Annotated in this window: 15 protein-coding genes; 12 read left to right on the forward strand and 3 right to left on the reverse strand. The window is 71.4% G+C overall.

Translation table 11 applies throughout. The annotated features are described in order from the left end of the window. The first annotated feature begins 58 nt into the window (after nucleotides 1–58). Nucleotides 59–991 (forward strand): EamA family transporter, encoded by a 933-nt coding sequence (locus ACWC5C_RS17515; protein ID WP_450876240.1) that lies wholly within the window; start codon nucleotides 59–61, stop codon nucleotides 989–991. Nucleotides 992–1,128: 137 nt separating this feature from the next. Further along, on the forward strand, nucleotides 1,129–3,105 hold the full coding sequence (locus tag ACWC5C_RS17520; protein WP_450876241.1) for an aconitate hydratase: 1,977 nt from the start codon (nucleotides 1,129–1,131) through the stop codon (nucleotides 3,103–3,105). A 152-nt stretch (nucleotides 3,106–3,257) separates the two neighbouring features. Here the strand turns inward: ACWC5C_RS17520 and ACWC5C_RS17525 are convergent, their stop codons facing one another. From ACWC5C_RS17525 to ACWC5C_RS17535, 3 genes are all read right to left on the reverse strand, one after another. Further along, a complete protein-coding gene (locus ACWC5C_RS17525; protein WP_450876242.1) occupies nucleotides 3,258–3,944 on the reverse strand; it encodes a GAF and ANTAR domain-containing protein in 687 nt (228 codons plus the stop codon). Between the two features lie 42 nt (nucleotides 3,945–3,986). Beyond that, entirely contained in the window at nucleotides 3,987–6,635 is a 2,649-nt protein-coding gene (gene acnA, locus ACWC5C_RS17530; RefSeq protein ID WP_450876243.1) for an aconitate hydratase AcnA, read from the reverse strand. Nucleotides 6,636–6,711: 76 nt separating this feature from the next. After that, nucleotides 6,712–7,602 carry an FCD domain-containing protein gene (locus ACWC5C_RS17535; RefSeq protein WP_450876244.1) on the reverse strand — a complete coding sequence of 297 codons (891 nt, stop codon included), beginning with the start codon at nucleotides 7,600–7,602 and terminating at the stop codon, nucleotides 6,712–6,714. Between the two features lie 159 nt (nucleotides 7,603–7,761). Between ACWC5C_RS17535 and ACWC5C_RS17540 the strand changes: the two genes are divergently transcribed. The 10 genes from ACWC5C_RS17540 to ACWC5C_RS17585 all read left to right on the forward strand — a co-directional run bounded on the left by ACWC5C_RS17540 (nucleotide 7,762) and on the right by ACWC5C_RS17585 (nucleotide 18,106). Further along, nucleotides 7,762–7,947 (forward strand): RraA family protein, encoded by a 186-nt coding sequence (locus ACWC5C_RS17540; protein ID WP_450876245.1) that lies wholly within the window; start codon nucleotides 7,762–7,764, stop codon nucleotides 7,945–7,947. Further along, nucleotides 7,944–8,870, forward strand: coding sequence for an SDR family oxidoreductase (locus ACWC5C_RS17545; protein ID WP_450876246.1), 927 nt, complete (start codon nucleotides 7,944–7,946; stop codon nucleotides 8,868–8,870). The genes ACWC5C_RS17540 and ACWC5C_RS17545 overlap by 4 nt, the downstream gene beginning before the upstream one ends. 119 nt (nucleotides 8,871–8,989) lie before the next feature. Beyond that, the gene (locus tag ACWC5C_RS17550; RefSeq protein WP_450876247.1) at nucleotides 8,990–10,000 is read left to right on the forward strand and encodes a LysR substrate-binding domain-containing protein; all 1,011 of its coding nucleotides are present in this window, start codon (nucleotides 8,990–8,992) and stop codon (nucleotides 9,998–10,000) included. Next, complete coding sequence (locus ACWC5C_RS17555) at nucleotides 9,927–11,030, forward strand: mandelate racemase/muconate lactonizing enzyme family protein (protein ID WP_450876248.1); 1,104 nt, start codon at nucleotides 9,927–9,929, stop codon at nucleotides 11,028–11,030. The genes ACWC5C_RS17550 and ACWC5C_RS17555 overlap by 74 nt, the downstream gene beginning before the upstream one ends. A gap of 61 nt (nucleotides 11,031–11,091) precedes the next feature. Then, the gene (catA, locus tag ACWC5C_RS17560; protein WP_450876249.1) at nucleotides 11,092–11,958 is read left to right on the forward strand and encodes a catechol 1,2-dioxygenase; all 867 of its coding nucleotides are present in this window, start codon (nucleotides 11,092–11,094) and stop codon (nucleotides 11,956–11,958) included. Between the two features lie 6 nt (nucleotides 11,959–11,964). Beyond that, on the forward strand, nucleotides 11,965–12,261 hold the full coding sequence (catC, locus tag ACWC5C_RS17565) for a muconolactone Delta-isomerase (protein WP_450876250.1): 297 nt from the start codon (nucleotides 11,965–11,967) through the stop codon (nucleotides 12,259–12,261). 62 nt (nucleotides 12,262–12,323) lie between these two features. Continuing rightward, nucleotides 12,324–13,535 carry an FAD-dependent monooxygenase gene (locus tag ACWC5C_RS17570; protein ID WP_450876251.1) on the forward strand — a complete coding sequence of 404 codons (1,212 nt, stop codon included), beginning with the start codon at nucleotides 12,324–12,326 and terminating at the stop codon, nucleotides 13,533–13,535. Between the two features lie 125 nt (nucleotides 13,536–13,660). Then, the gene (locus tag ACWC5C_RS17575) at nucleotides 13,661–16,066 is read left to right on the forward strand and encodes a glycoside hydrolase family 44 protein (protein ID WP_450876252.1); all 2,406 of its coding nucleotides are present in this window, start codon (nucleotides 13,661–13,663) and stop codon (nucleotides 16,064–16,066) included. After that, nucleotides 16,063–17,184 (forward strand): glycoside hydrolase family 53 protein, encoded by a 1,122-nt coding sequence (locus tag ACWC5C_RS17580; RefSeq protein WP_450876253.1) that lies wholly within the window; start codon nucleotides 16,063–16,065, stop codon nucleotides 17,182–17,184. Before ACWC5C_RS17575 ends, ACWC5C_RS17580 begins: the two co-directional genes overlap by 4 nt. Nucleotides 17,185–17,350: 166 nt before the next feature. Next, nucleotides 17,351–18,106 (forward strand): IclR family transcriptional regulator, encoded by a 756-nt coding sequence (locus ACWC5C_RS17585; protein WP_450876254.1) that lies wholly within the window; start codon nucleotides 17,351–17,353, stop codon nucleotides 18,104–18,106. Nucleotides 18,107–18,203: the final 97 nt, after the last annotated feature.

Consider the following 18,203-nt stretch of genomic DNA (forward strand, 5'->3'; position numbering starts at 1 on the left):
TATAGGTGCGTTGTGGAACGCATTTTGCGCAATGGTCGCCCGGCCCCACGATCGGGGCATGGACGCAGCCCACGCCCCCGCTTCCGCCCCCTCCCCGGCCCCCGCGCACCGGACCGCTACGTCACCCACGAGCCCGGACTTCCCGGAACCGAAACCGGCCGGGCGGCCGCTGGCCGGGGTGCTCACCATGGCCGGGAGCGGTCTGTCCAACCAGACCGGGGCCGCGATCGGCTCCCTCGCCTTCCCCGTCCTCGGCGCCACCGGCGTCGTCGCGGTACGCCAGTACGTCGCCGCCATCGCCCTGCTGGCCGTCGGCCGCCCCCAACTGCGCTCCTTCACCAAGCGGCAGTGGTGGCCGGTGCTGCTGCTGGCCCTGGTCTTCGGCGTCATGAACCTGTCCCTCTACAGCGCCATCGACCGCATCGGCCTCGGGCTGGCGGTGACCCTGGAATTCCTCGGCCCGCTCACCATCGCCCTGTCCGCCTCCCGCCGCCGCACGGACGCGTGCTGTGCGCTGGTCGCCCTGGCGGGCGTGGTCACCCTGATGCGCCCGCAGCCCTCCACCGACTACCTGGGCCTCGGCCTCGGGCTGCTGGCCGCCGCCTGCTGGGCGTCGTACATCCTGCTCAACCGCACCGTCGGCCGCCGCGTCCCCGGACTCCAGGGGTCGGCGGCGGCCGCCGCGCTCTCCGCCCTGCTGTTCCTGCCCGTCGGCATCGTCATCGCCGTGCAACACCCGCCGACGCCGGGGGCGGCCGGTTACGCCATCGCCGCCGGTGTCCTCTCCTCCGCCGTGCCCTACCTCGCCGACCTGCTGACCCTGCGCCGCGTCCCCGCGCAGACCTTCGGGCTGTTCATGAGCGTCAACCCGGTCCTCGCCGCGGTCGTCGGATGGATCATCCTCGGCCAGAGCCTGGGGTGGACCGAGTGGGCGAGCATCGGCGCCATCGTCGCCGCCAACGCGCTCAGCATCCTCACCTCACGCGCCTGACGCGGGAGACCCGTACGAGTCGAGGGCCCGTACGGGTGACCGTGCCGCCGCGCGGCCGTCATAGCCGCCGCTGAAGGGAACCCGCATGGTGGCGCCCGGACAATCCGGCCGCTCCGCACCGGGAAGGCGGTACCGCTATGGGTCCCCCTCGTGGCCGCGCACACGGCACCGTGACACAGCGGCTGATCGGCGACCACCTCGTCTCCGGCCGCATGGAGCCGGGGGAGGAGATCGCGCTGCGCGTGGACCAGACGCTCACCCAGGACGCCACCGGCACCCTGGTGATGCAGGAGCTGGAGGCGCTGGCGCTGGACCGGGTCCGTACGCAGGTCAGCGTCCAGTACGTCGACCACAACATCCTCCAGGCCGACGAGCGCAACGCCGAGGACCACCTCTTTTTGCGCTCGGCCGCCCGCCGCTTCGGCCTGTGGTTCTCGGGGCCCGGCAACGGCGTCTCCCACCCGACCCATATGCAGCACTTCGGCGCCCCCGGCAGAACACTCGCCGGATCCGACTCCCACACCTGCGCGGGCGGCTCGCTCGGCATGCTGGCGATCGGCACCGGCGGCCTGGAAGTCGCCCTCGCCATGGCCGGACGGCCGCTCCACCTCACCATGCCGAGGATCTGGGGCATCCGGCTGACCGGCGAACTGGCGCCGTGGGTCAGCGCCAAGGACGTGATCCTGGAGATGCTGCGCCGCCATGGTGTGCAGGGCGGTGTCCACCGCGTGCTGGAGTACCACGGGCCCGGGCTGGCCTCCCTCACCGCCATGGACCGGCACGTCATCGCCAACATGGGCGCGGAACTCGGCGCCACCACCACCGTCTTCCCCTCCGACGACGCGGTGCGCGGCTTCCTCGACGGAGTGGGGCGCGGCGCGGACTTCACCGAGATCGTCGCCGACGAGGACGCCACGTACGACCTCGACGAGGAGATCGACCTGTCGTCCCTGCAGCCGCTGATCGCACGGCCCACCTCGCCGGGCAACGTGGTGCCGGTCCGGGAGGCCGCCGGGGAGCCCATCGGACAGGCGGTCATCGGCTCCTCCGCCAACCCCGGATTCCGCGACTTCGCCGTACCGGCCGCCATGGTGGCGGGCCGGCAGACGGCGCCCGGGGTGAGCTTCGACGTCAACCCCACGTCCCGCGAGATCCTGCAGGACCTGACGCGGTCGGGCGCCACGTTCGACCTGATCGCCGCCGGTGGCCGTATCCACCAGGCGGGCTGTCTCGGCTGCATCGGCATGGGGCAGGCGCCCGCGGCGGGGCGCAACTCGCTGCGTACCTTCCCGCGCAACTTCCCCGGCCGCTCCGGCACCGAGGACGACGCGGTGTGGCTGTGCTCGCCGGAGACCGCCGCGGCGTCCGCGCTGACCGGCGTCATCACGGACCCGCGCGACTGGGCCGACCGCCTCTCTGCGGACCCGCCCGCGCCACCCGCACCCGAGCCGCCGTCGGTCAACGACGCCATGCTGGAGCCACCGCTGCCGCCGGACGAGGCCCACCGCGTCCAGCTGGTGCGCGGCCCCAACATCTCCGCGCTGCCCGACCTCGACCCGCTGCCGGACACCCTCGAAGGGCCGGTCCTGCTCAAGGCCGGTGACGACGTCTCGACGGACGAGATCTCCCCGGCCGGGGCGAAGGCCCTGCCCTACCGGTCCAACGTCCCGAAGCTGGCCGAGTTCACCCTCACCCGGCTGGACCCCGACTACCCGCGGCGCGCCGCGTCGGTGCGGGACACCACCGGACACTTCATCGTGGCCGGTGCGAACTACGGGCAGGGTTCGTCCCGCGAACACGCCGCCATCACTCCGCGCTACCTCGGGCTACGAGCGGTCATCGCGGTGTCGTACGCCCGCATCCACTGGCAGAACCTCGCCAACTTCGGTGTCCTGCCGCTCGAATTCGACGATCCCGGCGACTATGAGCGCGTCGAGGCCGACGACCGGCTCTCTCTGTCCGGTCTGCACGAGGCCCTTAACCGGACGGACGACCGGACCCTCCGCGTACGCAATACCACCCGGGACGAGGAGTACCTGCTGCGCCACCGGCTCTCGCCCCGGCAGCGCGAGGCGGTTCTCGCGGGCGGCATCATCCCGGCCCTCGCCCGCTGAGCCCTTGTCTGCTGAGAGGCATGCATACGGGTTGGGGCGCCGGGTACCCGCGCCCCACGCTGTCAGTGAGTCCCCCGGGGGAACGCGATGGCCAGGCTCTTCCGGTCCAGAATGCGGGCCGGTGGAGCCGCATTGCGGCGGCACGGCGGCCCTCAGCCGTCGATGCCGCCGCTCTCACATACCTGCCGGGCGATGTCCCGCAGCTTGATGTTGCGCTCCTGGGACACCCGCCGCAGCACGTTGAAGGCGTCGTCCTCACTGACCTTGAGGCGTTCCATGAGGATGCCCATGGCCTCGCCGATGGTGTGCCGGGTGGAGAGCGCCTGCTGGAGCTGGTCGGCCGTACGGGCGCTGGAGAACGCGACCGCGGCGTGCGAGGCCAGCAGCCAGCCCGCCGTCTCGCTGCCCTTGGTGAAGACGCCCGTACGCCGTGCATACAGGTTCAGCGAACCGAGTTCCTCTTCCCTGGTGTAGAGCAAGAACCCCATCATGCTCCCGATGCCCAGGTCACGGGCGCGGCGCCCGAACTCGGGCCACTTCTCCTGCGGCTCGGCGAGGTCCCTGATCCGGTAGACGGGCTCGCTGTGGAGAGCGGCGTCGAAGCACGGTCCCTCGGCGGTGTGCTCCTGCAGCTCATCGGAGCGGACCACCAGCCCTTCGGTCGGGGCCAGGGTTTCCACGTGCTGACCGTGGAGGAGCAGGATCCCCGCCGCGTCGCACCCCTCGACGTTCTCCACGGCGCTCGCGGTGATCCGCTCCAGCGTGGCGTCCACCGAGTCCTGTGCCAGCAGGTCCCGCGCCATGACGGCCATCTGCTCCGCGAAGCTCTCCCAGTCCATGCCCACCGTCTCTCGTCGACGCCATCTCGCCCCGCAGGGACATCATGGTCCCTGAAGGGAGCGGCGGACCACGTAGGGCAGGATGCCGCCGTGGCGCAGGTAGGCGAGTTCCTGCCGGGAGTGGATCCGCAGCCGCAGCTCCGCCGTGGTGGGGCTGTCGCCGTGGAGGCGGAGGACCACCCGGTTGGTGCCGACGCTCAGTTGGCCGAGCCCTTCGAAGGACAGTTCCTCCGCTCCGGTGAACGCGTGGGCCGACGCGCTGTCGCTCTCCGGGAACTCCAGGGGCAGGACGCCCATGCCGATCAGGTTGCTGCGGTGGATGCGCTCGTACGACTCGGCCACCACCACGCGGACGCCGAGCAGGGCCTGCGCCTTGGCGGCCCAGTCGCGGCTGGAACCGGCGCCGTAGTTGCGGCCCGCGACGACGACCAGGTCGTAGCCCGCGTCGCGGTAGGTGGGCGCGGCCTCGTGCACCGGCAGGACCCGGGTGCGGTCGGCCGTATGGGTGTGGGCGCCGGGTCCCTTCTGGGTTCCGGGCAGCAGATTGGCGACGGCCGGGTTGGTGAAGGCGCCGCGCAGCATCACCTCGTGGTTGCTGCGGCGGGTGGAGTACTGGTTGAGGTCGCGGCGGGCCACTTGGCGCTCGGTCAGCCAGTGGCCCGCCGCGCTGTCGGCGGGGATCCGGCCCGCGGGGGAGATGTGGTCGGTGGTGACGTCGTCACCGAGGTGCAGCAGCACCTTCGCCCGGCCCAGGGTGACGCGGTCCGGGGCCGTGGCCGACAGTCCGGTCAGATGCGGCGGGCGGCGGACGTACGTCGACTCGGGGCTCCAGGGGAAGCGGGTGCTGCCCGGGGCCTCGACGCCGCGCCACGCCTCGGTGCCGTCGTGGAGACGGGCGGCGTTCGCCCGGAACAGCTCGGGGCGGACGTGCTCGGCGATACGGGCGCTCACCTCCTCGTCCGTCGGCCACAGGTCCCGGAGGTGGACGGGTCGGCCGCCGGGGGTGGTGCCCAGGGGGTCGCGGCCGAAGTCGTGCAGGATCGAACCGGCCAGGGCGTAGGCCACGACCAGGGGCGGGGAGGCCAGATAGGACAGCGGGGTGCGGGGGTTGACCCGCCCGGCGAAGTTGCGGTTGCCGGACAGGACGGCGACGGGCTCGACCGCGCCCCGCTCGGCGAGGTCTTCCATCGCCGGGTGCAGCGGTCCTGAGTTGCCGATGCAGGTCATGCAGCCGAAGCCGACGATGTGGAAACCGGTCTTCTCCAGGGCGGGCAGCAGCCCGGCCGCCCGCAGATACTCCTCGACCACCCGCGAACCGGGGGAGAGGGACGTCTTCACCCAGGGCTTGGCACTCAGCCCGGCCTGGACGGCCCGCTCGGCGAGCAGCCCCGCCTGCACCATGAGCGCCGGGTTGGCGGTGTTGGTGCAGCTGGTGATCGACGCGATGGCCACCGGGCCCTCGGGAAGCGGCTCGCCGAAGGTGTCCCCGGTGTCCTTGTCCCCGGTGTCCACCGCCGTGGGAGTCGCCGCCGCGCGGTACGAGGCGGGCACCCGCGACAGCGACAGCCGCTGGTGGGGGAGGTTCGGCCCGGCCATGCTCGGTTCCACCGTGCCGAGGTCGAGGTCGATGACATCGTCGTAGCGTGGTTCCGGCCGGTCCTCGGTGCGCTTGAGCCCCTGGGCGTCCAGGTAGGCGTCGACGAGCCGGACGTGTGCCTCGTCCCGCCCGCTGAGCCGCAGATACGCGGCGGTCTCGTCGTCGTACGGGAAGAACACGCAGGTGGCTCCGTACTCGGGCGCCATGTTGGCGACCGCGGCGCGCTCCGCCCAGCCCAGCGTCGTGGCGCCGGTGCCGCAGAATTCCACGAAGCTGTCCACCACGCCCTTGGCGCGCAACCGTTCGGTCAGGGTGAGGGCGAGGTCGGTGGCGCCGACGCCGGGCCGCAGCCGGCCGGTCAGCCGCACGCCCACCACCGTCGGGTACGGGATGGTGACCGGCTCGCCCAGCATGGCCGCCTGGCCCTCCAGCCCGCCGACACCCCAGCCGATGACGCCCAGCGCGTTGATCATCGGGGTGTGGCTGTCGGTCGCGACGAGCACGTCCGGGTACAGCCACGGCGGGTCCTCGCCGGGGGCGTCCTGCTGCCAGACGACCCGGGCCAGCGCCTCCATGTTGACCTGGTGGATGATGCCGGTCCCGGGCGGGACGACCCGGAAGTTCCGCACGCTGCGCTCGGCCCACTTGACGAACTCGTAGCGCTCCCGGTTGCGGCGGAAGTCGATCAGCAGATTGCGCTCGACGGCGTCGGGGTGGCCGTACTCCTCGACGATGACGGAGTGGTCCACGGTGAGGTCGACCGGGATGGCGGGCTGCAACCGCTCCGCCTCGCCGCCCAGTTCCGCGACGCTGTCCCGCATGGCCGCGAAGTCGGCGAGGGCGGGCAGGCACGTGGTGTCGTGCAGCATGATCCGGTTCGGATGCACCGGCACCTCGCATCCCCCGCCCCCGGACCGGGCCCGGCCGACCACATCCGCCAGCGCACCGGGAGCGCGCCGCGCGACGTTCTCCAGCAGGACGCGCACCGCGTACGGGAGGGTGTCCAGCTCCGCGCGCGGCAGGAGGCGGTCCAGGGGCAGATAGCGGTACGGGCGGCCGTCCACGGTGAGCACGGCGGTGCGGTCAGCGTTCATGGTCCCACAATATTGTTTCAAGGCGCGCATTGATACAACAGACCTCGCACTCGGTTGCCTCAGGAGCGCTGCGGGACTACGCCTCCGGGTCGATCCCGGTCTTGAGGGAGCGGACCTTGTCCAGATGGCCCTGGAGGAACGCCGACGCCTCCTTGATGCCGCCGCCCTCCATCAGATCCAGCAGGCGCAGATGCTCGCGGGCCTGGTGGGTCAGCCGGGAGCGGTCGACCTGGTGGCGGTACTCGATCAGGCGGCGCAGCCGGTTCTGCCGCCGTACGGCGTCCAGCAGGAACTGATTCCCCGAGCAGCCCACCAGCATCTCGTGGAACGAGGCGTTGACCTGGAACAGCTCGGCCCGGGGCAGCAGCAGGATGTCACCGCGCAGCAGCGCCTCCTGCTGCCGTCGGTGCCGTGCGAACGCCTCGGTGTCCACGGTGAAGCCGGGCTCCAGCAGCGCCGCGGGCTCGATGATCATCCGAAAGCGGTAACTCTGGTCGTGCGCCTCGACGGTGGTGAGGACGTGCTGGAACTCCCAGCCCCGGCCGCCCGCTCTGCGGCGCACCAGGTCCTCGCCGTCCATCCGGACCAGTACCCGGTCGGCCTGGCGCGGCGTCAGGCGGTAGCGGCGGCTGATGTCGGCGGCGGTGAACGAGCCGGTGAAGCGGCCGCCGACGTAGTCGTCGGCGATCTGGAAGTACGCCTCCTGCTCGACGTCGGTGTCCTCGGACAGATCGCGCCGGGTCAGCGTGGCCGCGCCACGGGCCAGGAAGAAGCCGCGGTTCGGGACCCGGGTGAGGATGCCGACCTCGGTGAGGAAGGCCATGGCCTTGCGGACGGGGGTGCGCGAGACGTCCAGTGCGTCCGCCGCCCACTGCTCGGTGATGTGGGCCCCTTCGTCGAGGCCGCTGTGGCGCATCAGGTCCACCAGGCGGGTGGCGATCGAGGTGGTCAGATTCGGCCGCGACATCAGCCCCTGCGCTCTTCGTGTGGTGGACGAGGACGCTTCATCCTAGGCTTGACCGCTGCGCCGCGGCCGCGAGCAGAGGGCGCACACGGGCGACCCCGATCGTGTGCGCGTACGGGAGACAGGAATGCAGATTGTATCAACCTGTGCTTTGATGCAACGATGAGTACCGTGGCCATAACGGGTGGGGCGGGCCTCGTCCTGCGCGGAGCCATCCGCGACAGCGCCGCCCTCGCCGAGGTGCGGGTCGGCGTCCAGGCCCTCGGTGCCACCCCGCGCAAGAGCGGGAAGGCAGGGCGCGGCGCGATCGGCGTGCCCTCCGGCGCGCGTGCGACACTCATCGGGTGAGCTGGTCACCGGATCACGAGGCGCTGCGCGGACGGGTCGCCGTCGTCGCGGGGGCGACCCGTGGCGCCGGGCGCGGCATCGCCACCGCGCTGGGCGAGGCCGGTGCGACCGTCATCTGTACGGGACGCAGCAGCGTCACGGGCTCGGGCCACTCGGACTACGACCGGCCCGAGACGATCGAGGAGACCGCCGACCTCGTCACCCGCCTCGGCGGCACCGGAATCGCCATCCAGGCCGACCACCTCGACTCCGAGCAGGTCCGCGGCCTGGCGCGGCGCATCCGCCACGACCACGGCGGCATCGACATTCTCGTCAACGACATCTGGGGCGCCGAACGCCTCAAGGGCGGGCCCGCCGACTGGAACACCCCGATCTGGGACCACGACCTCGACGCCGGTCTGCGCATCCTCCGGCTCGGCCTCGACACCCACCTGATCACCTCGCACCATCTGCTGCCGCTCCTGATCGGGAAGCCGGGCGGTCTGCTCGTCGAGGTGACGGACGGCACCGCCGAGTACAACGCCGGGCGCTACCGGATCTCGGTCTTCTACGACCTGGTGAAGACCGCCGTGAACCGGCTGGCCTTCTCCCAGGGTCATGAGCTGGCCCCCTACGATGCGACGGCCGTGGCCATCACGCCCGGCTGGTTGCGCTCGGAAATGATGCTCGACAACTACGGGGTCCGCGAGGAGAACTGGCGTGACGCGCTGCTCGCGGACCGGGGCGAGGGCCGCCCGACCGCGCCCGAGAGCTTCGCGTCCTCCGAGTCGCCCCGCTACGTCGGCCGCGCCATCGCCACGCTGGCCGCCGACCCCGGCCGGGCCCGGTGGAACCAGCGGTCCGTCAGCTCCGCCCAGCTCGCCGCGGAGTACGGATTCACCGACACCGACGGCTCCCGGCCGGACATCTGGAGCGCGGGCTGACCCGCTCCCCGCACTCGAACCCTATTGATATCTCCCACGTCTCAATAGGCTGTGACCAGGTATTTGTGGTGTATGGGACGCGTTCCCTACGCTGAGTCGCAGTGTGAGGGGAGTTTCCGATGGAACTCAGGCAGCTCCGGTATTTCGCGGCCGTCGCCGAGACACGGCACTTCGGGAGGGCCGCGGAACGGCTGCACATGGCCCAGCCCCCGCTGTCCCAGGCGATCCGGCGGCTGGAGACGGAGCTGGGGGTGGAGCTGTTCGCCCGCACCACCCGGCACGTCGCCCTGACCGGGGCCGGTGAGGTGTTCCGTACCGATGTGGAACGGATCCTCACCGTGGTCGACGAGGCGGTGGCCCGGGTCGGGCGGTTCGCCTCCGGCGCGGAAGGTGTGCTCCGGATCGGGCTGACGGGCTCCGCCTCGTACCGCCAACTGCCCGTGCTGGCCCGGCTGGTGAAGCGCGAGCTGCCGCAGGTGATCCTGGAGGTGCACACCGACATGCTCACACCCGCCCAGGAAGCGGGGCTGACCGAGCGCCGTCTCGACGTCGGCGTACTGCGTCCGCCGGTGCGCCAGGAGGGCATCGTCCACCGCCCCATCGCCACCGAGCCCCTGGTGGCCGCCGTCCCCGAGGGCCACTGGCTCGGCGAGGCGGACTCCGTACGGGTGGAGCAGCTGCGGCACGAGAACTTCATCATGTACGCGGCCGCGCTCGGCTCCGTCGTGGGCGACGCGGTGATCCGCAGCTGTCTCGCCTCCGGCTTCTATCCGCACCGTGCCTACGAGGTCACCGAGACCTCGGCCGCCCTCGCCCTGGTGGCGGCGGGGCTCGGGGTGGCCGTGCTGCCGGACTCGATCCGCTCGGCGCCGCGCGAGGGAGTGGTGTGCAAGGACATCGAGGACGCGCTGTGCGTCCGGCTGGACCTCGCCTGGCGCGAGGACGACGACTCACCGCTGCTGCGGAACCTGCTGAAGGCGCTGGAGCAGAACGACGTGTTTCTCGCGGAGAACACGCTCGAAGGAGAGCTCGAAGGAGACTCGGAGGAGAGCGGCATTGAAGATCGTCAAGGTGGAGGCCATCCCCTTCGCCATCCCCTACGAGAAGCCCCTGAGGTTCGCGAGCGGTGAGGTCCACACCGCCGACCACGTCCTGGTACGTGTGCACACCGACGAAGGCCTGACGGGGACCGCCGAGGCGCCGCCCCGGCCGTACACCTACGGCGAGACCCAGGAGTCGATCGTGGCGGTGATCGACAAGATCTTCGCACCGCAGATCCTGGGCCTGACGCCACTGGAGCGGGAGGCCGTCCACGACAAGCTCGACCGGACGGTGGGCAACCCCACCGCCAAGGCCGCCGTCGACATGGCCCTGTGGGACATCCTCGGCCAGGCCGCGGGCATGCCGGTGTCCGCCCTGCTCGGCGGCTTCGGCGACCGGATGCGGGTGAGCCACATGGTCGGATTCGCGCCCACCGGGCAGATGGTGGACGAGGCGCTGCGGGTCCGGGACACCTACGGCATCACCACGTTCAAGGTGAAGGTCGGACGGCAGCCCTACCGCGCCGACGTCGACGCCTGCCGGGCGCTGCGCGACGCCCTCGGCCCGGACGCCGGGCTGTACATCGACGGCAACCGTGGCTGGACCGCGTCCGAATCGGCGCGCGCCCTGCGCGAGATGGCCGACCTCGGCCTCACCTTCGCCGAGGAACTGTGCCCCGCCGACGATGTGCTGGGGCGGCGCTGGCTGGTCGCCCAGAGCCCCATCCCCTTCATCGCCGACGAGAGCGCCACCCGGGCCGCCGAGGTCACCCGCGAACTCCTCGGCGGATCCGCCACCGCCATCAGCATCAAGACCGCCCGCACCGGGTTCACCGCCTCCCAGCGCGTGCTGCACCAGTGCGAGGGGCTGGGCGTCGAGGTGGTCATGGGCAACCAGATCGACGGCCAGATCGGCACGCTGTGCGCGGTAGCCTTCGGCGCCGCCCACCGGACGGCCTCCCGGCACCCGGGCGAACTCTCCAACTTCCTCGACATGTCCGACGACCTCCTCGCCGAGCCGCTGACCATCGCGGACGGCACCCTGCGCGTCCGCGAGGGCGCGGGGCTCGGCATCGCCGTCGACCCCGCCAAGCTGGCCCGCTACCGCCAGGACCGCTGACCGCGACCCCGACCCCGACACCACCCCACCACCCACGATTCGACGGACAAGGAAAGCGATCATGACCGACATCAGCACGGACCGGCCCACCGAACAGGCCACCGCCGCCGCGTCCGGTGCCGCCGCCACCGAGCGGTTCCGCACCAAGCAGCACACCGGCGCCGCCGGGGCCGACACCGCACGCGTGGACACCCTGGTCTCCGAACTCCTCGCCGCCACCCACGACATCATCCGCCGCCACAAGCTGACCTACGCCGAGTACGACGCGCTCAAGGCGTGGCTGATCCAGGTCGGCGAGGACGGCGAGTGGCCGCTGTTCCTGGACGTGTGGGTCGAACACGTCGTGGAAGAGGTGGCGAACGAGAGCCGCGAGGGCAGCAAGGGCACCATCGAGGGCCCGTACTACGTCCCCGGCGCGCCGAGCCTGCCCGCCGAGGCCACGCTGCCCATGCGCGACGGCGAGGAGGGCACCCCGCTGCTCTTCCAGGGCCAGGCCACCACCGCGCTCGGCACCCCGCTGCCGGGCGCCGTGATCGAGATATGGCACGCCGACAACGACGGTTACTACTCCCAGTTCGCCCCGGACCTGCCCGAGTGGAATCTGCGTGGCACGGTCGTCGCCGACGGCCAGGGCCACTTCAGGATTCACACCATCGAGCCCGCGCCCTACCAGATCCCCACCGACGGCTCCTGCGGGCAGCTGATCTCCGCCGCGGGCTGGCACGCCTGGCGCCCCGCACACCTCCATCTGAAGGTGTCCGCCCCCGGCCACCAACTCATCACCACCCAGCTGTACTTCAAGGGCGGCAGCCATGTCGCGGACGACATCGCCCAGGCCGTGAAGCCCGAACTCATCCTCGACCCCGGCCCCGCCGTAGACGGCAGCGGCCGCCAGGTCACCTACGACTTCGTCCTCGACAAGGTGTGACGCCCGATGCTGTTCGCGGTACGGATGAACGTCGACATCCCGCGCGACCTCGACCCCGGGGTGCGCGCGGACCTGGTGGCGCGCGAGAAGGCGTACTGCCAGGAGCTGCAGAAAGCGGGCACCTGGGTGCACATCTGGCGCTGCGTCGGGCAGTACGCCAACCTCAGCGTCTTCGACGTCGAGGACAACGAGGCGCTTCACCAGATCCTGTGGAACCTGCCCCTCTTCCCCTATATGGCGATCGACGTCACACCCCTGGCCCAGCACCCCTCCGACCTGGCGGCCGACGCCGCCGGGACATGAGGGGACGTACGACGAGCACAACGAGCACAACGAGCATGACGAGGAACGGAGGCGGAAACACCATGGGCACGGCTGCACCGCGCGTGGCGATCGTGGGAGCGGGCATCGGGGGACTGACCCTCGGGCTCTTCCTGCGGCAGCGCGGCATCGACGCCGAGATCTTCGAGCAGGCGGAGGAGCTGAAGGAGACCGGTGCCGCGGTGGCGCTGTCCGCCAACGCCACCCGGCTGCTGGACGAACTCGGCCTCGGCGCCGCCCTCGCGGAGGCCTCCGCGGTCCCCACCGAACTGGTCTACCGCCACTGGCGGGACGGCCACCGCGTGGCCGCGCACCCGGTCGGCGAGGTGTACCGCGAGCGGTACGGCGGCGCGTACCGGGGTGTGCACCGGGCGGTGTTCCAGACCCTCCTGAGCACGGCGTGGGGCCGGGACGGCCTGCACCTCGGAGCGCGGGTGCGGGGCCTGGCCGAGGAGCGCGACGGATTGCGCCTGGAGCTGGACGAAGGCCCCCGCGAGGACCGCTTCGACCTTGTGGTCGGCGCCGATGGCGTCCACTCCGCAGTGCGCCGCTGGGTGCACGACGGTGAGCCCGCCGTGTACTCGGGCACCAGCGGCTTCCGGGGCCTGGTCCCCGCCGAACGGATGCCGTCGCTGCCCGACCCGGGGGCCATCCAGTTCTGGATGGGTCCGGGCGCGCACGTCCTGCACTACCCGATCGACCGGGACGGCACGATCAACTTCCTCGCCGTGGTCCGGGGCCCCGCCCGCTGGACCGCCGGTTCCTGGCGGACCGAGGCCGCGCCGGGCGAACTCGCCGCCGCGTTCGACGGATGGCATCCGGCGATGGCCGAGATGGTCACCGGCGCCCCGCAGAGCGACCGGTGGGCCCTGTTCGGCCAGGACCCGCTGCGCAGCTGGACCCGAGGCCGCGCGGTCCTGCTCGGCGACGCCGCGCACGCCATGCTGCCCCACCACGGGCAGGGCGCCAACCAGACCATCGAGGACGCCGCCACCCTGGCGGACTGTCTGGCCGGGGCGGACGGGCCGCAGGCGTACGGCTCGGCGCTGAGCCGTTACGAGCGGCTGCGCCGCGCCCGTACCCGGCAGGTCCAGCGCAGCTCGTGGGTGACCTCGGACCTGCTGCATCTGCCCGACGGGCCCGCCGCCCAGCGGCGCGACCGCGAACTGGCCACCGTGCCCGAGGACTTCGGCTGGATCCACGCGTACGACGTACGGCGTGCGGGAACTGCCGCCGGGTTCCGTCGAGAAGGTTGACACTCCTGCGCGGCTCCCTGACCATGCGCTGAGGTGGGAGCGCTCCCATCGCGAATGCTCCCATCGCCTCGTCCCATCTCCATGTCCCGTCGTCAGCACGGCCGCCCCGAAGGAGACCCACGCGCATGACTCCGAGAGCCGCGTCGGCGGCCGTGGTGCTGCTGGTGGCCGCCGCCGGTCTGGCAGGCCCCCACCAGGCGAGCGCCTTACCGGACGGGGGAGCGCGGTCGGCCGCCTCCTCCGCCGTCGCGGAAGGCCCCGCCCTCAGCGTCGACACCACCACCGGCCGCAAGGCGATCGACCCCAACATCTACGGGATCAACTTCGCCGACGAGGCACTGGCCGAGGAACTGCGCCTGCCGGTCCGGCGCTGGGGCGGCAACGCCACCAGCCGCTACAACTACCAGCGCGACGCCTACAACGCGGGCCACGACTGGTACTTCGAGAACCTGTACTACGAGAACGGCACCGCCCAGCTCCCGGACGGCTCGCAAGCGAACAAGTTCGTCGAGCAGGACCGCCGCACCGGCACCGACACCGTGATGACCGTGCCCATGAGCGGCTGGACGACCGGGGCGCGCAACGCCGCCTGCGGCTTCAGCATCGCCAAGTACGGCCCCCAGAAGGCGAACGACGCCCAGTGGCGGCCGGACTGCGGCAACGGGGTGAAGACCGACGGTACGAACGTCACCGGCAACGACCCCGCCGAGACCAGCATCCCCGCGGGCCCGGAGTTCACCAAGGGCTGGGTCGAGTACCTGAAGCGCACGTACGGCCCTGCGGACGACGGCGGCGTCCGCTTCTACAACCTCGACAACGAGCCCGACCTGTGGTGGAGCACCCATCGCGACGTCCACCCCGAGGGCACGGGCTACGACGAGATGCGCGACAGCACGTACGCCACCGCCGCCGCCATCAAGGACGCCGACCCTAAGGCGCAGACCCTCGGCCCGGTCGGCTGGGGCTTCAACTCCCTGATCTACTCCGGCCTCGACCAGAAGACCTGTAGCGAGAAGGGCGGCGACTGCTGGAACAATCCGCCCGACCGGGCCGCCCACGGCGGGCAGCTGTTCGCCCCCTGGTACCTCCAGCAGATGAAGACGTACGAGCAGACCCACGACCGCCGCATCCTGGACTACTTCGACGAGCACATCTACCCCCAGCAGACCGGGGTGTTCGGCGGCAGCGTGGACGCCGCCACCCAGGAGCTGCGGCTGCGCTCCACCCGGCAGCTGTGGGACCCCACGTACGTGGACGAGAGCTGGATCAACCAGCCCATCCAGTTCATCCCGCGCATGCGCTCCCTGGTCGACGAGAACTACCCGGGCACCAAGCTCGCCATCACCGAGTACAACTGGGGCGCGCTGGACCACATCAACGGGGCCCTCGCCCAGGCCGATGTGCTCGGCATCTTCGGACGGGAGGGGCTGGACCTCGCCACCCTGTGGGATCCGCCCACGTCCACCGAGCCCGGCGCCTTCGCGTTCCGCATGTTCCGCAACTACGACGGTGAGGGCGGCTCCTTCGGCGACACCGCGGTCCGCGCCGCCAGCGCCGATCAGGACAAGCTCGCGGTGTACGCGGCCGAGCGCAGCAGCGACAAGGCCCTGACCGTGCTCGTCGTCAACAAGACCACCGGTGATCTGACCGCCCCGGTGTCCGTGACCGGCGCCACCGCCCCGGGCGGCGCGGCGCAGGTCTACCGCTACGGTCAGGACGACGTCACCGCGATCAAACACCTGGCCGACCAGCCGCTGACCAACGGTGGTTTCACCGCCACCTTCCCGGCCTACTCCATCACCGAGTACGTGCTGCCCGCCGGATCCTCCGAGGCCAAGCCGCCCACCGCGCCCGGCACCCCGGCCGCCACCGCCGTGGCGTCCGACCGGGCCACGCTCACCTGGGGCGCCTCCACCGCCGGATCGTCCCCGGTGGCGCGTTACGAGGTGTACTCCGGCGACACCACCGGCGCCCCGGTCGCCACCGTCGACGCGCCCGCCACGAGCGCCACTGTCGCCGGGCTGTCCCCGGCCACCGCCTACACCTTCCGCGTGGTGGCCAAGGACACCGCCGGACGCAGCTCCCCGCCCTCGGCCCCGGTACGGGTGACCACGGCCGGGGCCCCAGCGGCCTCCTGCACGGTCGACTACCGGGTGACCACCGACTGGGGCAGCGGCTTCACGGCCAACGTCACGATCACCAACAAGGGCCCCGCCCTGAACGGCTGGCAACTGGGCTTCTCCTTCACCGGCAACCAGAAGGTCACCCAGGGCTGGAACGGCACGTGGCGCCAGAGCGCCACCGAGGTCACCGTGAAGGACGCGGGCTGGAACGCCACCCTGGCCACCGGCGGCTCCACCGCCATCGGCTTCAACGGCGCCTATACCGGCACCAACCCCGCGCCACGGGACTTCACCCTGAACGGCAAGCCGTGCACCGCCCCCGGCACCTCGGCCGCCGCACACATCACGGCCCCGGTCGGCTACGCGCCCGGCCCGGACGCCGTACCGGACCGGAGGAGGACACGGTGACCGCGTACGCCGTCGGACGCACGCTCAGGGCCGCCCTGCTCGCCACTGTGCTGGCCCTGGCGGCGGCCCTGCTCTCCGCGCCCACCCAGGCGTCCGCCGTCGACGCGCTCAGCATGCGCGGCGCCGATGTGTCGACCGCGCAGCGCGCCCTCGACCTCGGCGCCCCGTACTACGACGCGAACGGCAACGCCGCCGACCCGCTCGACATCCTCAAGGGCGCCGGAGTGAACTACGTCCGCCTGCGGGTCTGGAACAACCCCGCCAGCGGCTACAACAACAAGGCCAAGGTGCTGGCCTACGCGAAGAAGGTCAAGGCCAAGGGGCTGGCGCTGCTGGTCGACTTCCACTACTCGGACACCTGGGCCGACCCGGGCAATCAGCGCAAGCCCGCGGCCTGGGCGAGCCACGGCATCGGCCAGCTGCAGACCGACGTCTACAACTACACCTACGACGTGTGCAACAGCCTCAAAGCGCAGGGCACGGCCCCGGACAGTGTGCAGATCGGCAACGAGATCAACGTCGGCATGCTGTGGAACGACGGCAAGGTGGTCAACAACGACTTCACCAACCTCAGCCTGCTGCTCAAGGCGGGCTACAACGCCACCAAGGCGTGCAACGGCGGCACCAAGGTGATCATCCACACCGCGAACGCGGACAGCGACGCCCACGCGCGCTGGTTCTACGACGGGATCAAGGCGAAGGGCGTCAGCTGGGACATCACCGGGCTGTCGTACTACTGCATGTGGCACGGCTCGCTGTCCACCCTGTACGACGTCACCGCCGACATGCGGTCCCGGTACGGCAAGGACGTGGTCATCGCCGAGACCGCGTACCCCTTCACCACGGCGAACGCCGACAGCACCGGCAACTCCGTCACCTCCGGCTGCTCGGGCTATCCGCTCACCTGGGCGGGCCAGGCCGCCAACTTCACCGACGTCCAGAACACCGCCCGCAACGCCGGTGCGATCGGTGTCTTCTACTGGGAGCCCACCTGGTACGCGGTGCCCGGCAACGGCTGGGACCCGGCCGACATCAACAACAGCGGGGACGGCTGGGACAACATGGCCGTCTTCAACTGGACAGGCCAGCTGAACCCCAGCATCAGGTGGTCTCCGTAGCCACGTCATCGTACACATGCTCGAACGCGCCACGCGGCCCCGGATCAGCGTCCAGTTCCGGCCCGCCGGTGTGCGGTGAACACGTGGCCTCTTGAGCGGGCCGACGCTTTGCACGATGCTCATGGCCTGACCACGCACCTGCTCATGCGGGAGGAAGGTGAAGGCGATGCGTGCTGAGCTGGAGGGCGACTCCCTGCTGCGCAAGGTGCGGCTGATCCTGGGCGCCTTCGACACCGGGGCCCCGGTGCTCGGTCTGTCGGAGCTGGCGCGGCGGACCGAACTGGCGAAGACCACCGTCCACCGGGTGGCCACCGAGATGGTCGGCGTCGGCCTGCTGAACCGGCACGGCCGCCGCTACGAGCTGGGGTCGCTCCTTTTCGAGCTGGGCCAGCGCGCGCCCCGGACCAGGGCCCTGCGGCTGATCGCCGCCCGCTACCTCGAAGACCTGGCGCTGACCACCCGGGAGACCGTGGTGCTCGCCTTCCCCGGGGACCATGACGTGCTCTTCGTCGAGAAGTACTTCAGCCAGCGCGGTGGCGGCGTCGCCGTCACCGAGGTGGAGGGCCGGGTCCCGTTCCACTGCGGGGCGTCGGGCAAGGCCCTGCTGGCCTTCGGCGCCGAGGAGATACGCGAGGCCGTCATGGCCTCACCGCTGCGCCGCCGCACCCGGTGGACGATCACCGATCCGGCCCGGCTGGAGGCCGAGCTGGAGCAGGTGCGCCGCCAGGGCTACGCCGTCGACCGCCAGGAACTGGTCGCGGGCTACGCGGCGGTCGCCGCGCCCGTGTTCGCCGACGGTGTCGCCGTGGCGACGCTGACCGTGGTCGGCCCGGCCGAGCGGCTGGACGTACGCAAGCTGGCCCCCGTGGTCGGGGCGGCGGGCCGCGCGCTGACGCGGGACGTCGCACCGGTGAAGGGCTGAGTCCGGCAAAGCGGCCGCGCACGCGAACTTTTCGGTCCGGTGACCGGGCCAATGGCATTTCCTCCCTCCACGCCTCCGCAAACAATGCGTGAACAGC

It is taken from the genome of Streptomyces sp. NPDC001700, assembly GCF_053596435.1.

Bases quoted from the DNA above. Each gene is read 5' to 3' on its own strand.
- ACWC5C_RS17520 (WP_450876241.1), top strand. From the start codon at position 1,129: ATGGGTCCCCCTCGTGGCCGCGCACACGGCACCGTGACACAGCGGCTG.
- ACWC5C_RS17535 (WP_450876244.1), bottom strand. From the start codon at position 7,602: ATGTCGCGGCCGAATCTGACCACCTCGATCGCCACCCGCCTGGTGGAC.
- ACWC5C_RS17550 (WP_450876247.1), top strand. From the start codon at position 8,990: ATGGAACTCAGGCAGCTCCGGTATTTCGCGGCCGTCGCCGAGACACGG.
- ACWC5C_RS17515 (WP_450876240.1), top strand. From the start codon at position 59: ATGGACGCAGCCCACGCCCCCGCTTCCGCCCCCTCCCCGGCCCCCGCG.
- ACWC5C_RS17570 (WP_450876251.1), top strand. From the start codon at position 12,324: ATGGGCACGGCTGCACCGCGCGTGGCGATCGTGGGAGCGGGCATCGGG.
- catC (WP_450876250.1), top strand. From the start codon at position 11,965: ATGCTGTTCGCGGTACGGATGAACGTCGACATCCCGCGCGACCTCGAC.
- ACWC5C_RS17525 (WP_450876242.1), bottom strand. From the start codon at position 3,944: ATGGACTGGGAGAGCTTCGCGGAGCAGATGGCCGTCATGGCGCGGGAC.
- ACWC5C_RS17585 (WP_450876254.1), top strand. From the start codon at position 17,351: ATGCGTGCTGAGCTGGAGGGCGACTCCCTGCTGCGCAAGGTGCGGCTG.
- ACWC5C_RS17575 (WP_450876252.1), top strand. From the start codon at position 13,661: ATGACTCCGAGAGCCGCGTCGGCGGCCGTGGTGCTGCTGGTGGCCGCC.
- catA (WP_450876249.1), top strand. From the start codon at position 11,092: ATGACCGACATCAGCACGGACCGGCCCACCGAACAGGCCACCGCCGCC.
- ACWC5C_RS17540 (WP_450876245.1), top strand. From the start codon at position 7,762: ATGAGTACCGTGGCCATAACGGGTGGGGCGGGCCTCGTCCTGCGCGGA.
- acnA (WP_450876243.1), bottom strand. From the start codon at position 6,635: ATGAACGCTGACCGCACCGCCGTGCTCACCGTGGACGGCCGCCCGTAC.